21 protein-coding genes are annotated in these 20,809 nt (G+C 69.1%); 15 read left to right on the forward strand and 6 right to left on the reverse strand.

Features of this window, described 5'->3' with window-relative positions; all coding sequences use genetic code 11:
- The first annotated feature begins 1 nt into the window (after position 1).
- Positions 2-961, forward strand: coding sequence for a nitronate monooxygenase family protein (locus WS61_RS31355; protein WP_059506448.1), 960 nt, complete (start codon positions 2-4; stop codon positions 959-961).
- A 115-nt stretch (positions 962-1,076) separates the two neighbouring features.
- On the opposite strand, the gene WS61_RS31360 is transcribed toward WS61_RS31355, so the two are convergent.
- The 3 genes from WS61_RS31360 to WS61_RS31370 form a co-directional block, all read right to left on the reverse strand.
- A complete protein-coding gene (locus tag WS61_RS31360) occupies positions 1,077-2,039 on the reverse strand; it encodes a LysR family transcriptional regulator (RefSeq protein ID WP_059506450.1) in 963 nt (320 codons plus the stop codon).
- Positions 2,040-2,222: 183 nt separating this feature from the next.
- Positions 2,223-3,299, reverse strand: a complete 1,077-nt coding sequence (locus tag WS61_RS31365; RefSeq protein WP_034208557.1) for a porin — start codon at positions 3,297-3,299, stop codon at positions 2,223-2,225.
- 345 nt (positions 3,300-3,644) lie between these two features.
- Positions 3,645-4,136 (reverse strand): hypothetical protein, encoded by a 492-nt coding sequence (locus WS61_RS31370; protein WP_059506452.1) that lies wholly within the window; start codon positions 4,134-4,136, stop codon positions 3,645-3,647.
- Between the two features lie 347 nt (positions 4,137-4,483).
- Between WS61_RS31370 and WS61_RS31375 the strand changes: the two genes are divergently transcribed.
- The 6 genes from WS61_RS31375 to WS61_RS31400 all read left to right on the forward strand — a co-directional run bounded on the left by WS61_RS31375 (position 4,484) and on the right by WS61_RS31400 (position 11,526).
- The gene (locus tag WS61_RS31375; protein WP_059506454.1) at positions 4,484-5,512 is read left to right on the forward strand and encodes a bile acid:sodium symporter family protein; all 1,029 of its coding nucleotides are present in this window, start codon (positions 4,484-4,486) and stop codon (positions 5,510-5,512) included.
- A 256-nt stretch (positions 5,513-5,768) separates the two neighbouring features.
- Positions 5,769-7,613 (forward strand): phosphodiesterase, encoded by a 1,845-nt coding sequence (locus WS61_RS31380; protein ID WP_059506456.1) that lies wholly within the window; start codon positions 5,769-5,771, stop codon positions 7,611-7,613.
- Between the two features lie 392 nt (positions 7,614-8,005).
- Positions 8,006-9,025: a LacI family DNA-binding transcriptional regulator gene (locus tag WS61_RS31385; RefSeq protein WP_059506458.1), complete on the forward strand. Its 1,020-nt coding sequence runs from the start codon at positions 8,006-8,008 to the stop codon at positions 9,023-9,025.
- Positions 9,022-10,302 (forward strand): AGE family epimerase/isomerase, encoded by a 1,281-nt coding sequence (locus WS61_RS31390; RefSeq protein WP_059506460.1) that lies wholly within the window; start codon positions 9,022-9,024, stop codon positions 10,300-10,302. The genes WS61_RS31385 and WS61_RS31390 overlap by 4 nt, the downstream gene beginning before the upstream one ends.
- Complete coding sequence (locus WS61_RS31395) at positions 10,299-11,207, forward strand: carbohydrate kinase (protein ID WP_059506462.1); 909 nt, start codon at positions 10,299-10,301, stop codon at positions 11,205-11,207. Before WS61_RS31390 ends, WS61_RS31395 begins: the two co-directional genes overlap by 4 nt.
- 97 nt (positions 11,208-11,304) lie before the next feature.
- Positions 11,305-11,526: a hypothetical protein gene (locus WS61_RS31400; protein ID WP_034208564.1), complete on the forward strand. Its 222-nt coding sequence runs from the start codon at positions 11,305-11,307 to the stop codon at positions 11,524-11,526.
- Between the two features lie 111 nt (positions 11,527-11,637).
- Here the strand turns inward: WS61_RS31400 and WS61_RS31405 are convergent, their stop codons facing one another.
- Both WS61_RS31405 and WS61_RS31410 read right to left on the reverse strand, forming a co-directional pair.
- On the reverse strand, positions 11,638-11,832 hold the full coding sequence (locus tag WS61_RS31405; RefSeq protein WP_006484654.1) for a DUF2905 domain-containing protein: 195 nt from the start codon (positions 11,830-11,832) through the stop codon (positions 11,638-11,640).
- A 12-nt stretch (positions 11,833-11,844) separates the two neighbouring features.
- Positions 11,845-13,035, reverse strand: a complete 1,191-nt coding sequence (locus WS61_RS31410) for a class I SAM-dependent methyltransferase (RefSeq protein WP_059506464.1) — start codon at positions 13,033-13,035, stop codon at positions 11,845-11,847.
- Between the two features lie 13 nt (positions 13,036-13,048).
- On the opposite strand from WS61_RS31410, the gene WS61_RS31415 reads away from it, so the two are divergent.
- The 8 genes from WS61_RS31415 (at position 13,049) to WS61_RS31450 (ending at position 19,881) form a co-directional block, all read left to right on the forward strand.
- On the forward strand, positions 13,049-13,792 hold the full coding sequence (locus WS61_RS31415; RefSeq protein WP_059506466.1) for an SDR family oxidoreductase: 744 nt from the start codon (positions 13,049-13,051) through the stop codon (positions 13,790-13,792).
- Between the two features lie 75 nt (positions 13,793-13,867).
- The gene (locus WS61_RS31420) at positions 13,868-14,272 is read left to right on the forward strand and encodes a dihydroneopterin aldolase (protein WP_027785625.1); all 405 of its coding nucleotides are present in this window, start codon (positions 13,868-13,870) and stop codon (positions 14,270-14,272) included.
- The gene (gene ttcA / locus WS61_RS31425) at positions 14,269-15,264 is read left to right on the forward strand and encodes a tRNA 2-thiocytidine(32) synthetase TtcA (RefSeq protein WP_059506468.1); all 996 of its coding nucleotides are present in this window, start codon (positions 14,269-14,271) and stop codon (positions 15,262-15,264) included. Before WS61_RS31420 ends, ttcA begins: the two co-directional genes overlap by 4 nt.
- A gap of 135 nt (positions 15,265-15,399) precedes the next feature.
- A complete protein-coding gene (glmU, locus tag WS61_RS31430; protein WP_059506470.1) occupies positions 15,400-16,761 on the forward strand; it encodes a bifunctional UDP-N-acetylglucosamine diphosphorylase/glucosamine-1-phosphate N-acetyltransferase GlmU in 1,362 nt (453 codons plus the stop codon).
- Positions 16,762-16,815: 54 nt separating this feature from the next.
- Positions 16,816-18,633, forward strand: coding sequence for a glutamine--fructose-6-phosphate transaminase (isomerizing) (gene glmS / locus WS61_RS31435; RefSeq protein WP_059506472.1), 1,818 nt, complete (start codon positions 16,816-16,818; stop codon positions 18,631-18,633).
- 173 nt (positions 18,634-18,806) lie between these two features.
- A complete protein-coding gene (locus WS61_RS31440) occupies positions 18,807-19,127 on the forward strand; it encodes a DNA-binding transcriptional regulator (RefSeq protein WP_059506474.1) in 321 nt (106 codons plus the stop codon).
- 68 nt (positions 19,128-19,195) lie between these two features.
- Positions 19,196-19,663: a hypothetical protein gene (locus tag WS61_RS31445; RefSeq protein WP_059506490.1), complete on the forward strand. Its 468-nt coding sequence runs from the start codon at positions 19,196-19,198 to the stop codon at positions 19,661-19,663.
- Complete coding sequence (locus tag WS61_RS31450; RefSeq protein ID WP_059506475.1) at positions 19,663-19,881, forward strand: hypothetical protein; 219 nt, start codon at positions 19,663-19,665, stop codon at positions 19,879-19,881. Before WS61_RS31445 ends, WS61_RS31450 begins: the two co-directional genes overlap by 1 nt.
- Positions 19,882-19,966: 85 nt before the next feature.
- Here the strand turns inward: WS61_RS31450 and WS61_RS31455 are convergent, their stop codons facing one another.
- Entirely contained in the window at positions 19,967-20,803 is an 837-nt protein-coding gene (locus WS61_RS31455) for an FTR1 family protein (RefSeq protein WP_059506477.1), read from the reverse strand.
- Positions 20,804-20,809 lie beyond the last annotated feature (6 nt).

Here is a 20,809-nt window from a genome sequence, read left to right on the forward strand (position 1 = left end):
CATGGCATTGCCCACCGTCCTGCAGAACCTGACGCTGCCCGTCATCGCGTCGCCGATGTTCATCGTCAGCTACCCCGAACTCGTGCTCGCGCAATGCAAGGCGGGCATCGTCGGCTCGTTCCCCGCGCTCAACGCGCGTCCGGCCGAACTGCTCGACGAGTGGCTCACGCAGATCCAGTCGGAACTCGCCGACCACAAGGCGAAGCACCCCGATGCGGTGATCGGCCCGATCGCGGTCAACCAGATCGTCCACCAGTCGAACGCGCGGCTCGAGCACGACGTGCGCGTATGCGTCGAGCACAAGGTGCCGATCTTCATCACGAGCCTGCGCGCGCCGGCGCGCGAGATCGTCGACGCGGTGCACGGCTACGGCGGCATCGTGCTGCACGACGTGATCAACCTGCGCCACGCGCAGAAGGCGCTCGAAGCCGGCGTCGACGGGCTGATCCTCGTTGCGGCCGGCGCGGGCGGCCACGCGGGCACGACGTCGCCGTTCGCGCTGGTCGGCGAAGTGCGCAAGATCTTCGACGGCCCGATCGTGCTGTCCGGCTCGATCGCGAACGGCGGCTCGATCCTCGCCGCGCAGGCGATGGGCGCCGACCTCGCGTACATGGGCACGCGTTTCATCGCGACGCAGGAAGCGCATGCGATCGACGACTACAAGCACGCGATCCTGAACGCGAAATCGTCGGACATCATCTACACGAACCTCTTCACGGGCGTGCACGGCAACTACATCCGCGAGAGCATCGAGAAGGCCGGCCTCGATCCGGACGCGCTGCCGGAATCCGACAAGACCAAGATGAATTTCGGCAGCGACAAGACGAAGGCGTGGAAGGACATCTGGGGCGCCGGCCAGGGTGTCGGCCTGATGGACGATCTGCCGAGCGTGGGGGCGCTCGTCGAGCGGCTCAAGCGCGAGTACGACGACGCGAAGGCGCGGCTCGGCATCCCGCGCTGACGGATGCGGCGGCCGTCGCGGCCGCCGTCGGCGCGAGCGCGTCGAACCAAGCAAAAAGCGCGAACCGCAACGGTTCGCGCTTTTTTCATTGTCCCGCTGCGGCGGACGACGCGGCTCAGACCGCGCGCTTCATCCGCGTGATCGGCAGCACGCGCAGGCTCGATTCGATCGACGGGCACAGCGACTGCCCTTCGAAGCGCGCGGCCAGGAAATCGACGAACGAGCGCACTTTCGCGGAGACGTGACGACGGCTCGCGTACACCGCATAGATCGGCGCCTCGTGCGGCGGCACCGAATCGAGCAGCACCGGCACGAGCCGGCCCGCTTCGATGTCGTCGCCGACCACTTCGGTGCCGAGCAGCGCGATGCCCGCGCCGGCGAGCACGGCCGCGCGCAGCCCTTCGAGATGGTTCACGATCAGGTTGCCGTTCAGGCTCACGCGCGACGCGGCGGCCGCGTCGATCATCAGCGAATCGAGCATCGTCGAATTCGAATCGCGCCGCAGGTAGTTGTGGTTCGCGAGATCGGCGATCGTCTGCGGCGTGCCGCGCTTCTCCAGATAGTCGGGCGACGCGACCAGCAGGATGTGCGCGGTCGCGATCTGCCGCGCGACCAGCGACGACGATTTCAATCCGTTCGGCGCCGCGCGCACCGCGACGTCGTAGCCTTCCTCGATCAGGTCGACCACGCGATCGGACAGCGTCATGTCGACGGTCACGTCCGGGAAGCGCCCCGCGTAATCGGTGACGGCCTGCATCACGTGCCGCAGCCCGAACGCGGACAGCGACGTCACGCGCAGCCTGCCCTGCGGCACCACGCTCGCGGCGCCGACGGCCTGGCCGGCTTCGTCGAGTTCGGACAGCGCCTGCACGAGGCGCTCGTAGTATTCGCGCCCCGCCTCGGTCGGCGCGACGCGTCGTGTCGTGCGATGCAGCAGCCGCGCGCCGAGCTGCTGCTCGAGGTGCATCACGTGCTTGCTCGCCATCGCCGCCGACATCTGCATGCGCTCCGCCGCGCCGACGAAGCTGCCCACTTCGACGACGTAGCGAAACACATTCATGCTGACGAGGGTATCCATCGAACTAGCTCGCAATCCCGGGGGAATCAACCAATTACGAGATAGGGTAACAAAGGCGAGGAAACAGAAAGGTCAAGAAAGGCAAAACGGCGTCGCGGGTGGCGGCGCCGTTTCGGGCGGGAAAACATGCATCCGGAACGCGCGTTCGACGCGCGCGGCCGGCGCACCGATCGCGCGGGTGCGTCAGAACTTCGCGCGGATGCCGGCGCCGAACGTGTTGCCGGTCGACAGGCCGCTGATGTGGTCGTTCATGTACGCCGCGTAGACGTCGGTGCGCTTGGACAGCGGATAGTCGTAGCCGACGGCCCAGGTCTGGCGCGTCTGGTCGAGGCCGCCGGCGTCGCGCGAGTACGCATACGACGCCATCGCGTTGCCCACGCCGATCGGCACCGACACGCCGCCCTGCGCGGTGTTCACGTGCCAGCTGCCCGCGACCTGATCGTTCTTCGTATACATGTACTGGCCGAACAGCTTCACGAGCTTCAGGTCGTAGGTCGCGCCGACCAGCGCGATACCCTGGCTCTTCATGCCGGTCACGAGCGCGCTCAGATCCTGCGGGCCGTTGTTGAAGTTCACGTACTGATACATCGCGGTCGCCGCGAACGGGCCGTTCGCGTAGTTGAACTGCGCGCTCCACTTCTTCGAACGGTTGTCGCCGGCCTGGTTGCCGAGCGCGTACATCGCGCCGAAATTCAGGCCACCGAACGAAGGCGACGTATAACCCACCGCGTTGTTCCAGCCCGAATCGCCGACCGCACCCTGGTCGCTCGGATAGGTCGGGAACGTGCCGAGGCCGAGGAACACGTGGTACACCATCGGCGAGAAGGTGTACGAGTCGTAGAACGGGTTGAACAGGATCGTCGAGAGGAACAGGTGCGTCGTCAGGCGGCCTGCCGTCACCGTGCCGTACGGCGAGCTGATGCCGACGTACGCGTTGCGCGCGAAGAACGTGTCGCCCTGGAAGCGGCCGTACTGGCCGTTCTGCGCCCGGAAGAAGCTCTCCAGCGTGAAGATCGCCTTGTAGCCGCTGCCCAGATCCTCGGCGCCGTGCAGGCCCCAGTACGAGGTCGACATCCCGCCGCCCGACACGTTCCATGCGCGATCGCCGCCCGGAAACTTGGTGGCGCCGACCCACTCGTCGACCTGGCCGTAGAGCGAGACGCTCGACTGCGCATGGACGGGTGCGGCGGCCGCCACGCAGGCGGCTGCGGCGATCAGCTTGACGGACGTGCGCGATGCACGGCGGGCGAATGCTTTCATGGGATCTCCAGGGTTTTGTCGAATAGTCGATGAGTGGCGCGAGCGTTGTTGTTTGGAGCCGAGTGCTTGCGTCGTATGGGGCGCAGCCATCTTTACGGATCATTCGTCCGGCCAAAATTGCGCACACTTATTGCGGGTATAGCGCCAGCATTAACTTCGCGGAATGTGTCCATGGCCGGCTGCACGCGGCGGCCCGGCGCGAACGCGGCCGCACGGGCGGGCGGCGGCATGGCATGCGCGTACCGGGCGCGAAAGATAGCGCAATGCGGCGGGAAAATCAGCGGAAATGTGCGCGCGACTGTGGCGAATTCGCATCAGCCGGCAACGGGACGAGCGCCGGAGCGCTCAGTTTCGGTAGAACGAAGAGAAAGAAGGCGAGTGTGCGGACTCTTCCTGCGAGCGGGGCGGCGGCATCGGGCGGCCGCCGCGCTCCTCGTTGTAGCGGGCGACGTCGGCGCGGATCGAGCCGGCCCGCAGCGGGACGTTGCCGCCGCCTGGCGGGCGCGGCATCTGGCGGACTTCGGCGCTGATCGGACGATACGGGCTTTGCGCGGCGTAATGGCCGTACGACGGCGTCGGGCGCAGCCCCCAGCGGGAACCGGACGCGCTCACACCGCCGGGACGCACGCCGGCAGGCGCAGGCACGCGACGCCAGACCGGGTCGCCGCCGGCGCCGCGGGCCGGTTGACCGTACGCACGCATGTCGCCGCCGCCGAAACCGTGGCCGCCGAACCCGTGACCGCCGTGGGGCGGCTGGGCCAGCGCGAGCGGCATCAGCAGTGCGCCGAGCACGCCTGCCACCCATCGTCCGATCTTCCGTTTCACCCGTTCCGTCATCGTTCCGTGCCCATCGACGCCCGCCGTCGGCTCCTTTCGGCCGACCCAAGGCTTTCAGCAGTAATTTATGAGCGGGCGGAAAGTGTGTCGAGCCAAAAAGTGTTATGTCGCCGGCATCGGTGTAACACCATGTTACTGCTAGGTTTTTTCGCTTCGGCGCACGATCGCGACAGCACATTCTTCTGCGGTTTCAGGCTCGATCGGGCAGATGCGACGGCCGCCATCTCATGCGGACGATTCATCAATCGATTCGCACAATGAATTTGTGTAGTGAATCGCCAGCCGCGACAATGACGCCATCTGCGCGCGCGACGCGCGCCTTCGCCATTTCCGAGTCGAGTTTCCCGATGGCCCGTCCCCGTTTTCTTCCCGACAACTTCACGCTCGCGCTCGTGGGCACCGTCGTGCTCGCGAGCCTGCTGCCCTGCCGCGGCCCGGCCGCCCATGCGTTCAACTGGGCGACCAACGTCGCCGTCGGCCTGCTGTTTTTCCTGCACGGCGCGAAACTGTCGCGCGAAGCCGTCGTCGCGGGCGCGACGCACTGGCGGCTGCACGCGCTCGTGCTGCTCAGCACGTTCGCGCTGTTCCCGCTGCTCGGCCTCGCGCTGAAACCCGTGCTGCAGCCGCTCGTCACGCCAACGCTGTATGCGGGCGTGCTGTTCCTGTGCACGCTGCCGTCGACGGTCCAGTCGTCGATCGCATTCACGTCGATCGCGAAGGGCAACGTGCCGGCCGCCGTGTGCGCGGCATCGGCGTCGAGCCTGCTCGGGATCTTCGTCACGCCGGCGCTCGTCGGGCTGATGATCACGTCGCAGTCGGCCGCGGCCGCATCGCCGTGGAGCACTGTCGGCAGCATCGTGATGCAGTTGCTCGTGCCGTTCATCGCCGGCCAGTTGCTGCGGCCCGTGATCGGCGGCTGGATCGACCGCAATCGCGGCGTGCTGCGCTTCGTCGACCAGGGCTCGATCCTGCTGGTCGTCTACGTCGCGTTCAGCGAGGCGGTCAACGAGGGGCTGTGGCACCAGATTCCGCCGCGCGCGCTCGGCGGCCTCGTCGTCGTCAACCTCGTGCTGCTCGCGATCGCGCTGCTGCTGACCGCGTTCGTCAGCAAGCGGCTCGGCTTCAACCGCGCCGACCAGATCACGATCATTTTCTGCGGATCGAAGAAGAGCCTCGCGGCCGGCGTGCCGATGGCGAAGGTGATCTTCTCGGCGAACGCGGTCGGCGCGATCGTGCTGCCGCTGATGCTGTTCCACCAGATCCAGCTGATGGCGTGCGCGGCGCTCGCGCAGCGCTGGGGCGCCCGCGACACGAGCGGCGAGGACGAGGGCGACGCGACAGCCGCGTCCGGCGCGCTGAGCACGAGCAAACGCTGACGCGTCCGGGAGGCGCGATGGCCGCTGCTGGCAGCTTTCCGCCTCTCGCCTCTCGCTTCCCGTTTCCTGCTTTTCGCTTTTCGCTTCCCCCCTCCCCCCTCCCGCCTCCCGCCTCCCTCCTCTCGCTTCCCGCCCCTACCAGCCCCGGCCGGGCGCGATGCACCGGCAACGCCCATCGCGTCACGAAATCTTCATTCAATTCTCCGCAAGCGCTGCCGTTAAGCTGGGCGTCCCGTCGATTCGGCTGCCCTCGCCCATGCCCGCGCTCCACTCCGATCCCGCTGTCGCCCGCACCACGCGCCTGATCGCGGATCGCGCGCTCGCCGCCGTTTTCCAGCCGATCGTCGATCTCGGATCGGGGACGGTCGTCGGTTACGAAGGGCTGATCCGCGGGCCCCGTGGCACCGACCTCGAGCCGCCCGCCGCCCTGTTCGCGCAGGCCGCGCGCGAAGGCGAAACCATCGCGCTCGAACGGGCCGCCGCGCTCACCTGCCTCGACGCGTTCGCGGCGCTCGGCTGCGACGGCAAGCTGTTCCTCAATTTCAGCGCGGGCACGATTCTCACGCTCGCCAGCGAACGCGAGCGCGCACGCCAGTTCCTCGGTCGCGCACGGGTCGGCGCCGAGCGCATCGTGATCGAGCTCACCGAGCAGAACGCGATTCCCGACGTCGCGCACATCGGGCCGGCCGTCGCGTCGCTGCGCGACGCCGGCATCCAGTTCGCGCTCGACGACTACGGCACCGCGAACGCGAGCATGAACCTGTGGCTGCGCCTGCACCCGGACGTCGTGAAGATCGACCGCTTCTTCATCCACGACATCGCGCGCGACCCGCTCAAGTTCGAAGCCGTGAAGGCGATGCAGCACTTCGCGCACGCGAGCGGCGCGAAGCTGATCGCGGAAGGCATCGAGAACGAATGCGACCTGATCGTCGTGCGCGACATGGGCATCTGCTGCGTGCAGGGCTTCCTGCTCGGCCGGCCGGACGCGCAGCCGTCGCGGGTGGTCGCGCCGGCCGCGCGCGATGCGATCCGCGCGCCGCACATCGCGGTGTTTCCCGGCGTGACGCGCGCGGTGCGGCCGGCCGGCACGATCGCCGGGAAAATGCTCGTGCCCGCCCCGGCGCTGCCGCGCGACGCGACCAGCAACGACGTGCTCGACCTGTTCAACCGGATGCCCGACCTGCACGCGGTCGCGCTCGTCGAGCGCGGGCGGCCCGTCGCGCTCGTGAATCGCCGCGGCTTCATCGATCGTTTCGCGCTGCCGTATCACCGCGAGGTATTCGGGAAGAAGCCGTGCCTGCAGTTCGCGAACGATACGCCGCTGATGATCGACAACGCGACCACGTTCGAGCAACTCGCGATGCTGCTCGCGAGCCACGACCAGCGCTATCTCGCCGACGGCTTCGTGATCACCGAACACGGCCGCTATGTCGGGCTCGGCACCGGCGAAAGCCTCGTGCGCGCCGTGACCGAGATGCGCATCGAGGCCGCGCGCTACGCGAATCCGCTGACGTTCCTGCCCGGCAACATCCCGATCAGCGCGCACATCGACCGGCTGCTCCAGCGCGACGCCGGCTTTCACGCATGCTACGTCGATCTGAACCAGTTCAAGCCGTTCAACGACCAGTACGGCTACTGGCAGGGCGACGAAGTGCTGAAGTTCGCCGCGACGGTGCTGGCCGGCGTGTGCGATCCGCAGCGCGATTTTCTCGGCCACGTCGGCGGCGACGATTTCCTCGTGCTGTTTCAGCGCGACGACTGGCGCGAGCGCGCCGCCGACGCGATCGCGCGCTTCAACGACGGTGCGCAGCTCTTCTACACGCAGGCCGACCGGCTAGCGGGCGGGCTGCGCGGCGAGGACCGCCACGGCAACCCGGCGTTCTTCGGCTTCGTGACGATGGCGATCGGCGCGGTCGGCGTGCCGGCCGGCGCGCACGGCGCGAAACGTTACGGCAGCGACGAGATCGCGTCGGTCGCGGCGCTCGCGAAGCGGCGGGCCAAGCAACAGCCGGACGGGCTCGCGGTCGTCGACCTCGATGCCGGCCGCGCGGCGCTGCGCCATCGCGGCGAACCGCCGGCCATGGCGATGGCGACGGGCTGAACGGCGAACGGTCGACGGGTACGCACTGGTTGCGCACGGAAAGCGCCCGCACACCAGGCGACCCGCCCGATGCCCGTCCCGCACAAGGTCGGGCTGTGGCGCCACGGCTTGCCGCCGTCGCACGCGACGGCCGCGGCACGCCGCACCCCCACGCCGGTCCGCGGCACGCGCTCGCGGCCGCCGCTTTTTCCTGCGCTCGGGCTGCACCGCCCGACACCCACACGCCACCTTGCCTTTTTCTCGTTTTGTTTAGTATTTTTAGTAACGGCGTTTTCGCAGATTAGTGCCTAAACAGCCGTTATTCGCGGGTATTCCCCGGTTATCCGGCCCGAATTCCGCGATAATTTTTACTATACAATCGCTTCCACCCTAAACAAACCGGACCCCGAACGATGGGTACGACCATTCGCGATGTGGCGCGGGCGGCAGAGGTTTCGATCGGCACCGTCTCGCGCGCGCTGAAAAACCAGCCCGGCCTGTCCGAAGCCACCCGTGCACGCATCGTCGAGATCGCGCGGCAGCTCGGCTACGATTCCGCGCAGTTGCGGCCGCGCATCCGCCGGCTCACCTTCCTGCTGCACCGCCAGCACAACCGCTTTCCCGCGAGCCCGTTCTTCTCGCACGTGCTGCACGGCGTCGAGGACGCCTGCCGCGAGCGCGGCATCGTGCCGACGCTGCTCACGGTCGGCCCGAACGACGACGTGCTGCGCCAGATGCGCCCGCACGCACCCGACGCGATCGCGGTCGCCGGCTTCATCGAGCCCGAGACGATCGAGGCGCTCGCCGCCACCGGCCGCCCGCTCGTGCTGATCGACCTGTGGGCGCCCGGGTTGCGCTCGGTCAACATCGACAACGCGACGGGCGCAGCGCTCGCGATGCGCCATCTGCTCGCCACCGGCCGCTCGCGGATCGCCTTCATCGGCGGCTCGGCCGCGCACTACAGCATCGCGCAACGCGCGATCGGCTATCGGCGCGCGTTCTTCGAAGCCGGGCGGCTGTTCGACCCCGCCTACGAAGTGACGATCGACGCGGGGCTCGACCCCGACACGGGCGCCGCGCGTGCGATGGAGCAACTGCTCGACGCGCCCGGCCCGCGCCCGGAAGCCGTGTTCGCGTACAACGACGCGGCGGCGCTGGCCGCGCAGCGCGTGTGCCTCGCGCGCGGCCTGCGGATTCCGGACGACATCGCGATCGTCGGCTTCGACGACATCCCGGCCGCCGCACACGCGAGCCCGCCGCTCACGACGCTCGCGGTCGACAAGGAAGCGCTCGGCCGCCGCGGCGTCGAACTGCTGCTCGCCGAAGCGCCCGAGCGCACCGAGATTTCCCTGCCCGTCGAGCTGATCGTGCGGGCCAGCAGCCAGCCCGCCGGCTCCCCGGCACTCGATACCGCCACGGTCCAAGAATCATGAACATGCCCCCGGTCCAATCCCGCGCCGCCGCGCCGGTCAGCCACGCGCAAGCGGCACCGTTCGTCGCGAGCTTCCGCGACCCGTCGTTCCTGCTGTCGCACGTCGAGGACACGCTGCGCTTCTACGCGGCCCACGCATTCGACCCGACGGGCGGCTTCCACCATTACTTCCGCGACGACGGCAGCGTCTACAACCGCACGTCGCGCCACCTCGTCAGCAGTTGCCGGTTCGTCTTCAACTACGCGATGGCGTACCGCCATTTCGGCGACCCGCGCCACCTCGACTACGCGCGCCACGGGCTGCGCTTCCTGCGCGACGCGCACTGGGACGACGCGCTGCAGGGTTACGACTGGGAGCTCGACTGGCGCGACGGCGCGAAGCACGCGACGCTCGACGGCACGCGCCACTGCTACGGGCTCGCGTTCGTGCTGCTCGCGGCCGCGCACGCGACGATGGCCGGCATCGACGAAGCGCGAGCGCTGATCGCCGCAACCTACGAACTCGCCGAGCACCGCTTCTGGGATGCGGCCGCGGGCCTGTATGCGGACGACGCGACGCCGAACTGGCACGTGTCGTCGTATCGCGGCCAGAACGCGAACATGCACATGACGGAAGCGCTGCTCGCCGCCTACGAGGCGACCGGCCACCTCACGTACCTCGATCGCGCGGAAAAGCTCGCCTCCCACATCACGCAACGCCAGGCCGCGCTGTCGGGCGGGCTCGTGTGGGAGCACTACCATGCGGACTGGTCGATCGACTGGGACTACAACAAGGAAGACAGCTCGAACATCTTCCGTCCGTGGGGCTTCCAGCCCGGGCATCAGACCGAATGGGCGAAACTGCTGCTGATCCTCGAGCGGCACCGCCCGCTCGACTGGCTCGCGCCGCGCGCGGCCGAACTGTTCGATGCGGCGCTCACGCACGCGTGGGATGCCGATCACGGCGGCCTCTGCTACGGCTTCGGCCCGGACTTCACGATCTGCGACCACAACAAGTATTTCTGGGTGCAGGCGGAAACCTTCGCGGCGGCGGCGATGCTCGGCGCGCGCACCGGCAGCGAGCGCTTCTGGGACTGGTACGACGAGATCTGGCGCTACAGCTGGGCGCATTTCGTCGATCACCGCTACGGCGCGTGGTACCGGATCCTCACCTGCGACAACCGCAAGTACAGCGACGAGAAGAGCCCGGCCGGCAAGACCGACTATCACACGATGGGCGCATGCTACGACGTGCTCGCGACCCTCGCGCGCATGCAACGCAGCGAGCCGACGCAATGAGCGGCGGCACGTTTCCGGCTTTCGTGTCGGCGGGCGACATCCTGACCGACATGGTGCGCGCAGGCGACGCGCAGTGGACGTCGGTGCCGGGCGGCGCCGGCTGGAACGTCGCGCGCGCGGTCGCCCGGCTCGGCGTGCCGAGCGCGCTCGCCGGCTCGATCGGCGAGGACTGCTTCTCCGACGTGCTGTGGCGCACGAGCGAAGCGGCCGGGCTCGACCTGCGCTTCCTGCAGCGCGTCGCGCGGCCGCCGCTGCTCGCGATCGTCCACGAGACGCGCCCACCCGCGTACTTCTTCATCGGCGAAGCGAGCGCCGACCTCGCGTTCGATCCCGCCCGGCTGCCGGCCGGCTGGACCGATCACGTGAAATGGGCGCATTTCGGCTGCATCAGCCTCGTGCGCGAGCCGCTCGCGGGCACGCTGGCCGCGCTCGCGGCCGATCTGCATGCGCGCGGCGTGAAAATCAGCTTCGATCCGAACGTGCGCAACCTGATGACGGCCGCATACCGGCCGACGCTGGAGAAGATGGCTGCGCTTGCCGACCTGATCAAGGTGTCCGACGAAGACCTGCGTCACCTGTTCGGCGGCGACGGCCCCGACGCGATCGCGGCGGTGCGCGCGCTGAACCCGCAGGCGGCCGTGCTCGTCACGCGCGGCGCGCAGGCGGCGACGCTCCATGCGGACGGCGACGTGTACGAGGCCAGCCCGCCGCGCGTCGAGGTGGCCGACACCGTCGGCGCGGGCGACGCGTCGATCGGCGGCCTGCTGTTCAGCCTGATGGCCGCGCCGCAGCGCGGCTGGCGCGAGCATCTCGCGTTCGCACTGGCGGCCGGCGCCGCCGCGTGCCGGCACACGGGCGCGCATGCGCCGACGCTCGACGAGGTCGTCGCGCTGCTGGAACGGTGACGGGCAGGGGCGGCGCGGTGATCGGTCGCCGATAGGCGGCGCTGTACATGCTGCGCCGCAGTGCTACGATGAAGTGTCCTATTGCGGGAGAGGCACGATGGACACGAACACGTTCACCAAAGGCATCTACACGGCCAAGGCGCATACGCATCGCGCCGACAACGGCCAGTTCCAGGGCTACGTGATCCTCGCGCGGGACGACGGCGACGAGACGGAGAACATGCGCTACGACGTCCACACGACGAGTTCGAGCGAGGAAGAAGCGTTCGAGGAGGCGAAGGCGCTCGCGCACCGGATCCTCGGCGAAATTGAACTGTAATGCGCGAACTGTAACGCGCGAACCGCAATGCGCGCCGTCACGCGCGCGCCGTCATCGATCGTTCCTCGTGCGCGCGTCGCGGCCCGGCCGCGACGCGCCGCCGCCTTCGGCTCAGAGCAGCCGCGCCACCATCGACACCAGCATCGTCAGCACCAGCGTCGACATGAACGGGAACGGATAGCGCCGCCCGCCGAGCGTCAGCGTGACGTCGCCCGGCATCCGCCCGATGCCGAGCTTGCCGAGCCATGGCCAGCAGCGCGTCAGGATCATCACCGCCACGAACGACGCCATCAGCCAGCGCAGCATCTCCGGCTCCGGTCAGAGCGCGTGCGAGCGGTCGCCGCGCGCGAACGCGTCGAGCGTGCCGTCGATCCCGCGCGAAAACGCGATCACCTTGAACAGCTCGCCCATCTCGGCCTCCGAGATCAGTTTCTGCACCGCGTTCGCGGCCGGCAGGAACGCGCGGACGTCGGACGGGTCGATCGCGGCCAGCGCGTCGGTGATGCCTGCGTTCAACAGGAAGCGCGCCTGCGACGTGTAGCCGAGCAGATCGGCGCCGGTCGCGACGCCCGCATCGTAGATGCCGGTGAATTCGACGTGCGCGGTGATGTCCTGCAGGCCCGGGTACGCGAACGGGTCGTCGTGCGCGTGGTGACGGTAGTGGCACATCAGCGTGCCGCGGTCGCGCTGCGGGTGGTAGTACTCGTGCGCGGGAAAACCGTAGTCGAGCAGCAGCACCGCGCCGCGCGCGAGCATCGTGCAGACGGTGCGCGTGAACGCGAGCGCCGCTTCGTGCGTTTCGGTCACGTAGCCATCGCCGACGTCGAGCGCCGCGAGCGCCGCCGGCAGGCCGGCTGCGCCGACCGGCCGGTCGTCGAACACGAACGCCTGCCGCGCGTCGAGCGCGACGCCGCGCTCGCGCCATGCGCCGTCCGCCTTCGCGAACAGCCGCACCGGCATCGCGTCGAGCACTTCGTTGCCGACCACGACGCCGTCGAACCGCTCGGGCAGCGCGTCGAGCCAGCGCACCTTCGCGGCCAGCGCCGGCACCGCGGCTTCGATCGTCTCGCGCTGCCGTTCGCGCAACTCGCCGGACAGGTCGACGATCAGGTATTCGTCGAGTTCGACGCCCGGCGCGTCGAGCGCCGCGAGCAGCCCGGCCGCGAGCTTGCCGGTGCCGGCGCCGAATTCCATCACGCGGCGCGTGCCGCTCGCCGCGAGCGCCTCGGCCACCGGTTGCGCGAGCGTCTGCGCGAACAGCGGCGACAGCTCGGGGGCGGTGACGAAATCGCTGCCGTCGTCGGCGCGGCGCCCGAACTTGCGCGCGCCGCCGCTGTAATAGCCGAGCCCCGGCGCATACAGCGCACGCTCCATGAAGCGGTCGAACGGCAGCCAGCCGCCGGCCGCCGCGATCTCGTCGCGCAGTTGCGCGGCAAGGGTTTCGGACTGCGCGAGCGCGTCGGGGCCGGGAGCAGGTAAACTAGCGGGTTCGTGAGCTTTCGGGTTCATCCCGGCATTGTAAATGACCGTTTCAGCCGATACGTCGACCCCACGCGTGGTGCTCGTCACGGGCGCCCTGGGCAGCACGGCCGACGCCGCGTCGATCGGCCGCGCGCTCGCGACGGGTTTCGCACGCCGCGGCTGGGACGTCGCGCTGCAGCGCAGCCACGGCGCGCCGCGCGCGGCCGCCGACGCGCTCGTCGCCGAAGTCGCGGCGCTGGGCCGCCGCGCGGCCGTGCTCGACGCCGATCCGGCCCTGGAAGCCGATGCCGCGGCCCTCGTCGCCGCATGCGGCGACGCGCTCGGCCGGCCCGCGTGCGCGGTGTTCGTCAGCGCCAGCGCAGGCGCCGACGACGCGCACACGGTCGACGGCGCGTCGCTCGCCGCCGCGCTCGCGCGCAACGTGACGGCGCCGCTCGCGCTGGCCCGCGCGCTCGCCGATGCGACGCCCGACGCCGCGCGCGAGCACGAAGCGCTGCGCGCGTGCGCGATCCACGTACTGGATCAGGCCCTGTTTCACCCGGCACCGGCGCAGCTGTCGCACGCGCTGATGCAGGCCGCCTTGAACCGCGCGACGTCGGCGCTCGCGCTGGCGCTCGCGCCGAAGGTGCGGGTCGCGGCGCTCGTGCGCGGCCACGCGCCGCACGCGGACGACATCGCGGCGGCCGCCTGCTATCTCGCGAGCGCGCCCGGCGTGACGGGCGCGACGCTGACCGTCGACGGCGGCGAGCACCTGGTGCCGCCCGCCGCCGGCCCGAATGAATGAACCGCGCGGGCGCGGCGTGACCGCCGCCGCCCGCGCCGCTTTGCGTGCGCGCACGCCAATTTGACTGGGACGACCATGTTTTCCGCTCTCCTGCACCCCCGCCTCGCGGATTGCCGCAGGCTCTACCTGCGCGACTACGAGGTGCACATCAACATCGGGGCCTTCGAACACGAGAAGCGCGGCGAGCAGCGCGTCGTCATCAACGTCGACCTGTTCGTGCCGCTCGCGCAGTCGACGCCCGTCGACGACCGGCTGCACGAAGTCGTCGACTACGATCTGATGAAGCAGAGCGTCGCGCAATGCCTCGCGCGCGGCCACATCCACCTGCAGGAAACGCTGTGCGACTCGATCGCCGCGCACCTGCTGGCGCACGATGCCGTGCGCGCGGTACGCGTCCGTACCGAGAAACCGGACGCCTATCCGGACTGCGACGCCGTCGGCGTCGAAGTCTTTCGCATCAAGGACGAGGAGCGCGCATGAACGCCCCCCACATGAACGACACGGCGGCCGACGCCGTTACGCTGGACGAAACCGCCGCCCCGGCCGGCCGCCAGGCGCTGACGCGCCGCGAGCAGAAGGAAGCGTACGAGAACAACAAGCTGTTCAAGCGGATCGTACGCCAGGTCGGCCAGGCGATCGGCGACTACAACATGATCGAGCAGGGCGACAAGGTGATGGTGTGCCTGTCGGGCGGCAAGGACAGCTACGCGATGCTCGACGTGCTGCTGCGCCTGCGCGAGCGCGCACCGATCGACTTCGACATCGTCGCGGTGAACCTCGACCAGAAGCAGCCGGGCTTCCCCGAGCACGTGCTGCCCGAATACCTGAAACAGGTCGGCGTGCCGTTCCACATCGAGAACCAGGACACCTACAGCATCGTCAAGCGGCTCGTGCCGGAAGGCAAGACGACCTGCTCGCTGTGCTCGCGGCTGCGTCGCGGCATCCTGTACCGCGTGGCCGGCGAGCTCGGCGCGACCAAGATCGCGCTCGGCCATCACCGCGACGACATCGTGCAGACGCTGCTGCTCAACATGTTCTACGGCGGCAAGCTGAAGGGGATGCCGCCGAAGCTGCAGTCGGACGACGGCAAGAACATCGTGATCCGCCCGCTCGCGTACGTGAAGGAAACCGATCTCGAGAAATACGCGGAGCTGCGCGAATTCCCGATCATCCCGTGCAATCTGTGCGGCAGCCAGCCGAACCTGAAGCGCGCGGAAATGAAGGCGCTGATCCGCGAATGGGACAAGCGCTTCCCGGGCCGCGTCGACAACATGTTCAACGCGCTCGCGAAGGTCGTGCCGTCGCACCTGATGGACACGACGCTGTACCCGTTCCAGTCGCTGCGCGCGACGGGCGAAGCCGATCCGCAAGGCGACATCGCGTTCGACGAGGAGCCGTGCGCGTCGGGCGACGACTCGGCCGCGCCGGGCGCCGCGCAACCGATCTCGATCGTCCAGTTCGACGACCTGTAAGCAGGGCCCGAACACCCGCCGGAAGCGGGCGCCGAGCGCCCTTTCCGGCGTGGCGCGCCCGCTGCGGCAGGCCCGGAACGGCGGGGGCCGCATGCTAAAATGGACGGCTTCGAACTCCCTGACCAAGCGCGCGCCATGAATATCGTGATTTTGGCGGCAGGCACCGGCAAGCGCATGCGTTCCGCGCTGCCGAAAGTGCTTCACCCCCTGGCCGGCAGGCCGCTCCTCTCCCACGTCATCGACACCGCGCGCACGCTGCAGCCGTCCCGGCTCGTCGTCGTCGTCGGCCACGGCGCCGAGCAGGTCCAGGCCGCCGTCGCCGCACCCGACGTCCAGTTCGCGGTGCAGGCCGAGCAGCTCGGCACCGGCCATGCGGTCCGTCAGGCGCTGCCGCTGCTCGATCCCGCCCAGCCGACGCTCGTGCTGTACGGCGACGTGCCGCTCACGCGCGCGTCGACGCTGCGGCGCCTCGTCGATGCCGCGCGCGAAGGCCGCTACGGGATCCTGACCGTCACGCTCGACGATCCGACCGGCTACGGCCGCATCGTGCGCGACGCGGCCGGCTTCGTCACGCGCATCGTCGAGCAGAAGGATGCATCGCCGGACGAGCTGAAGATCGCCGAGATCAACACCGGCATCATCGTCACGCCGACGGCCCAGCTGTCGATGTGGCTCGGCGCGCTGAAGAACGAAAACGCGCAGGGCGAGTACTACCTGACCGACGTCGTCGAACTCGCGATCGAGGCCGGCTTCGAGGTCGTCACGTCGCAGCCCGACGACGAATGGGAAACGCTCGGCGTGAACGGCAAGGCGCAGCTCGCGGAGCTCGAGCGCATTCACCAGCGTAACGTCGCCGATGCGCTGCTCGCCGACGGCGTCACGCTCGCCGATCCGGCGCGCGTCGACGTGCGCGGCACGCTGCGCTGCGGCCGCGACGTGTCGATCGACGTGAACTGCGTGTTCGAAGGCAACGTGACGCTCGCCGACAACGTAACCGTCGGCGCGAACTGCGTGATCCGCAACGCGTCGATCGGCGCGGGCACGCGCATCGACGCGTTCACGCACATCGACGGCGCCGAGCTCGGCGCGCACACCGTGATCGGCCCGTACGCGCGGCTGCGCCCCGGCGCGCAGCTCGCGGACGAAGCGCACGTCGGCAACTTCGTCGAGGTGAAGAACGCGGTGATCGGCCACGGCTCGAAGGCGAATCACCTCACGTACATCGGCGACGCCGACATCGGCGCACGCGTGAACATCGGCGCGGGCACGATCACCTGCAACTACGACGGCGCGAACAAGTTCCGCACCGTGATCGAGGACGACGTGTTCGTCGGCTCCGACACGCAGCTCGTCGCGCCCGTGCGCGTCGGCCGAGGCGTGACGATCGCCGCCGGCACGACGATCTGGAAGGACGTCGCCGAAGGCGTCCTCGCATTGAACGAGAAGACGCAGACCGCGAAGAGCGGCTACGTCCGCCCGGTCAAGAAGAAGAGCTGAACCTTTTGCGGGCGCCCGCGCGGCGCCCGCGTCGACTGACAGGATTGACCATACATGTGCGGCATTGTCGGCGCAGTTGCGCAACGTAATATCGTCCCGGTGCTGATCGAAGGATTGCGGCGCCTCGAATACCGCGGCTACGACTCGTGCGGCGTCGCCGTGCTCGAACCGGGCGCGCCGAAGCGCGCGCGCAGCGTCGCGCGCGTCGCCGATCTCGACGCGCAGGTGCGCGAGACGCACCTCGAAGGCACGACCGGCGTCGCCCACACGCGCTGGGCCACGCACGGCGCGCCCGTCACGCACAACGCGCACCCGATCTTCTCGTCGAACGCGCTCGCGCTCGTGCACAACGGCATCATCGAGAACTTCGAGCCGCTGCGCGACGCGCTGCGCGCGAAGGGCTACGAATTCGTGTCGCAGACCGACACCGAAGTGATCGCGCACCTCGTGCACAGCCTGTACCGCGGCAACCTGTTCGACGCGGTGCGCGAAGCCGTGCACCAGCTGCACGGCGCGTATGCGATCGCCGTGATTCACAAGGACCAGCCGCACACCGTCGTCGGCGCGCGCCAGGGTTCGCCGCTCGTCGTCGGCCACGGCGACGGCGAGAACTTCCTCGCGTCCGATGCGCTCGCGCTCGCGGGCAGCACCGACCGCTTCACGTTCCTCGAGGAAGGCGACGTGTGCGAGCTGTCGCTCGACGGCGTGACGATCGTCGATCGCCACGGCGCCACCGTGCAGCGCGAAATCCGCGTCGTCAGCGCCTACGGCGGCGCGGTCGAGCTCGGGCCCTATCGCCACTTCATGCAGAAGGAAATCTTCGAGCAGCCGCGCGCGATCGGCGACACCGTGCCGCAGACGGACGCCTTCGACGCGACGCTGTTCGGCGACGCCGCACCCGCCGCGTTCGCGCAGATCGACAGCCTGCTGATCCTCGCGTGCGGCACGAGCTACTACTCGGGCCTCACCGCGAAGTACTGGCTCGAATCGATCGCGAAGATCCCGACCCAGGTCGAGATCGCGAGCGAATACCGCTACCGCGAGTCGGTGCCGAACCCGCGCCAGCTCGTGCTCGTGATCTCGCAGTCGGGCGAGACGGCCGACACGCTCGCGGCGCTCAAGCACGCGCAGTCGCTCGGCCACACGCATACGCTCGCCGTGTGCAACGTCGCGACGAGCGCGATGGTGCGCCTGACCGACATGCAGTTCCTGACGCACGCAGGCACCGAGATCGGCGTCGCGTCGACGAAGGCGTTCACGACGCAGCTCGTCGCGCTGTTCGTGCTGGCCGCGACGCTCGGCAAGCTGCGCGGTCACGTCGATGCCGCGCAGGAAGCGCAATTCCTGAAGGAGCTGCGCCACCTGCCGGCCGCGCTGAACAGCGTGCTCGCGCTCGAGCCGCAGATCATCGCGTGGTCGGAGGAATTCGCGCGCAAGGAAAACGCGCTGTTCCTCGGCCGCGGGCTGCACTACCCGATCGCGCTCGAAGGGGCGCTCAAGCTGAAGGAAATCTCGTACATCCATGCCGAGGCCTATCCGGCCGGCGAGCTGAAGCACGGGCCGCTCGCGCTCGTCACGGAAGCGATGCCGGTCGTCACGGTCGCGCCGAACGACACGCTGCTCGAGAAGCTGAAGTCGAACATGCAGGAAGTGCGCGCGCGCGGCGGCGAGCTGTACGTGTTCGCCGATGCCGATACGCAGATCGTCAACGACGACGGCCTGCACGTGATCCGGATGCCGGAACACTACGGGCAACTGTCGCCGATCCTGCACGTCGTGCCGCTGCAATTGCTTGCGTATCACACCGCGTGCGCGCGCGGCACCGACGTCGACAAGCCGCGCAACCTCGCGAAATCGGTGACGGTGGAGTAAGGCTGCCTGGCCGGACGGGCCGTCGCCGGTCCGTCCGGGCGTCGCATCGGCGTGCGGCAGGCCATCCGGCCAGGTCGAAATAGGTACCACTTAGTGGCATATAATCCAGTGCCACGCCCGGCCGGCTCGACAGGCCCGCTTCCGTACGACGCGTCTTCATGTGGAGATTTGCAGTGGCTAAAACGCGATTCAAGCGCGACGCGACGGAGGCGGTCCACAGCGCCGCATCGGGGCTTTATCGCGCCAACCTGCTCGACAAGAAGACGATGCGCGAATACGACGATCTCTGCATCGAAGCCGCGCCGCAATTCGCTCCGGAAGCGATCGCCCGCATCCGCAAGTCGGTCAACGTCAGCCAGAGCGTGTTCGCGCTCTACCTGAACACGACGACGTCGACGATCCGCCAATGGGAACAGGGCGACAAGCGGCCGAGCGGCATCGCCGCGCGCATGCTCCAGATCGTCGAAAAACACGGGCTCGAGGTGTTCTCCTGAGCCGGCTTCCCCGAATGCACATGATCGGCCCCGGCCGGACGCGCCGCAACGAATATGACGGAGAGACAATGGTAAGACTGTTTGGATGCGGATTGCTGGCGCTGACGTTCGCGTCGACGGGCTGGGCCGCCGAGCACTACGTCGAGGTCTGGAACCCGCCCGAGGCGCGTCAGCCCGCGGCTCGGGCGCAGGATGCCCGCACACCGGCCGCCCGCCCGGGCGCTGACGCGCGCACCGGCAAGAGCGCGGAGAAGCACGCGAGCGCCACGCCGAAGGCCGCCGCGAAACCGCACAAGCGCCGCGTCGCGCAGGCCATGAAGGCCGGCTCGCACCGCCCGGCGGCCGCCGCGACCGACACTCCGGCCGCCCCGCGCCCCGTTGCGCAACCCGCGCCCGGGCGTCTCACGGTGATGCAGCCCGCCGCGCCGGACACGACGCGCGCGCTCACCTTCTCCGACATCCCGCGTCAATACACGCCGGACGGCAACGTACTGCAAGTCGGCACGCAAGGCCGCTCCGCGAAGGTGACCCGATAATGGAAGCGCAGACCTACCGCGGCTACCAGATCTGGGGTCATGCGATTCTGCAGCAGGAGGAGATCATGCAGCCCGAGCGCTTCGCGGCGAGCGGCACGATCACGCAGAACAACCGGCTCGTCGAGGCCTCGGGCGTGCTCGGCGTGTTCGACACCGAGGACGACGCGCGCGAGGCGGGACTCGAATGGGCGCGCGCGTGGATCGACAACCACGCCTGACCGACACCGCCGCATGCATCCCGAATGAAAGAAGGGGCGTCCATGACGCCCCTTCTTTCATTCGAACCGGGAAGCCCGGAGACACTCACGCCGCGGCGCGCGGCGGCCTCACCGTCTGCCGCGGCCGGCCGACGAGCCGTGCCAGCACGACGATCGCCGCGAGCGTCGCGACGTACGCGGCGATCTGGATGCCCGCCGGACGCGCGGTATAGCCGATCAGCGTATGCAGCGCCTTGCCGACGATGCTCGACTCCTTGAGCAGCCACGACGTGTCCCAGACCGCATCGCCCCACGACGGCACGAGGCCGGCGGCCAGCAGGAAGCCGACGCACTGGCTCGCCATGCCCGCGGCGAGCAGCACGATCAGCCCGTTGGTGACGGAGAACAGGCGCTTCAACGGAATCTGCAGCAGGCCCGCATACATCGCGTAGCCGAGCCCGGCGCCGCCGAGCACGCCGAGCAGCCCGCCGGCGATCATCTGCGGCGTCTGGCCCGGGTCGCCCGCCGCGATCCCGTACAGGAACAGCACGGCCTCGGAACCCTCGCGCAGCACCGCGACGCCGACCACGATCGCGAGGCCCGTCAGCGGCCGGCTGCCTTCGGCGACGGCCCGCCCGACCTGACCCATGTGCAGCGCCATTTCGCGGCCGTGCCGGCTCATCCAGATGCAGTGCCACGCGAGCATCAGCGTCGCGACGAACATCACGCCCGCGTTGAAGACTTCCTGGCCCATGCCGGACGCCCATTGCGAGATCGCGTCGGCGAACGCCGCGATCAGGCCGGCGCCGACCACGCCGCCGACCAGCCCGCCGCCTACCCACCAGCCGCGCCGCGGCACGCCCTTCGTGGCGGCCATCACGATCGAGACCACCAGCGCGGCCTCGAGCACTTCACGAAAGACGATCAGGGCAGTAGACAGCATGTCGGT

Source organism: Burkholderia sp. ABCPW 11, from assembly GCF_001523445.1.
Taxonomy (GTDB): domain Bacteria; phylum Pseudomonadota; class Gammaproteobacteria; order Burkholderiales; family Burkholderiaceae; genus Burkholderia.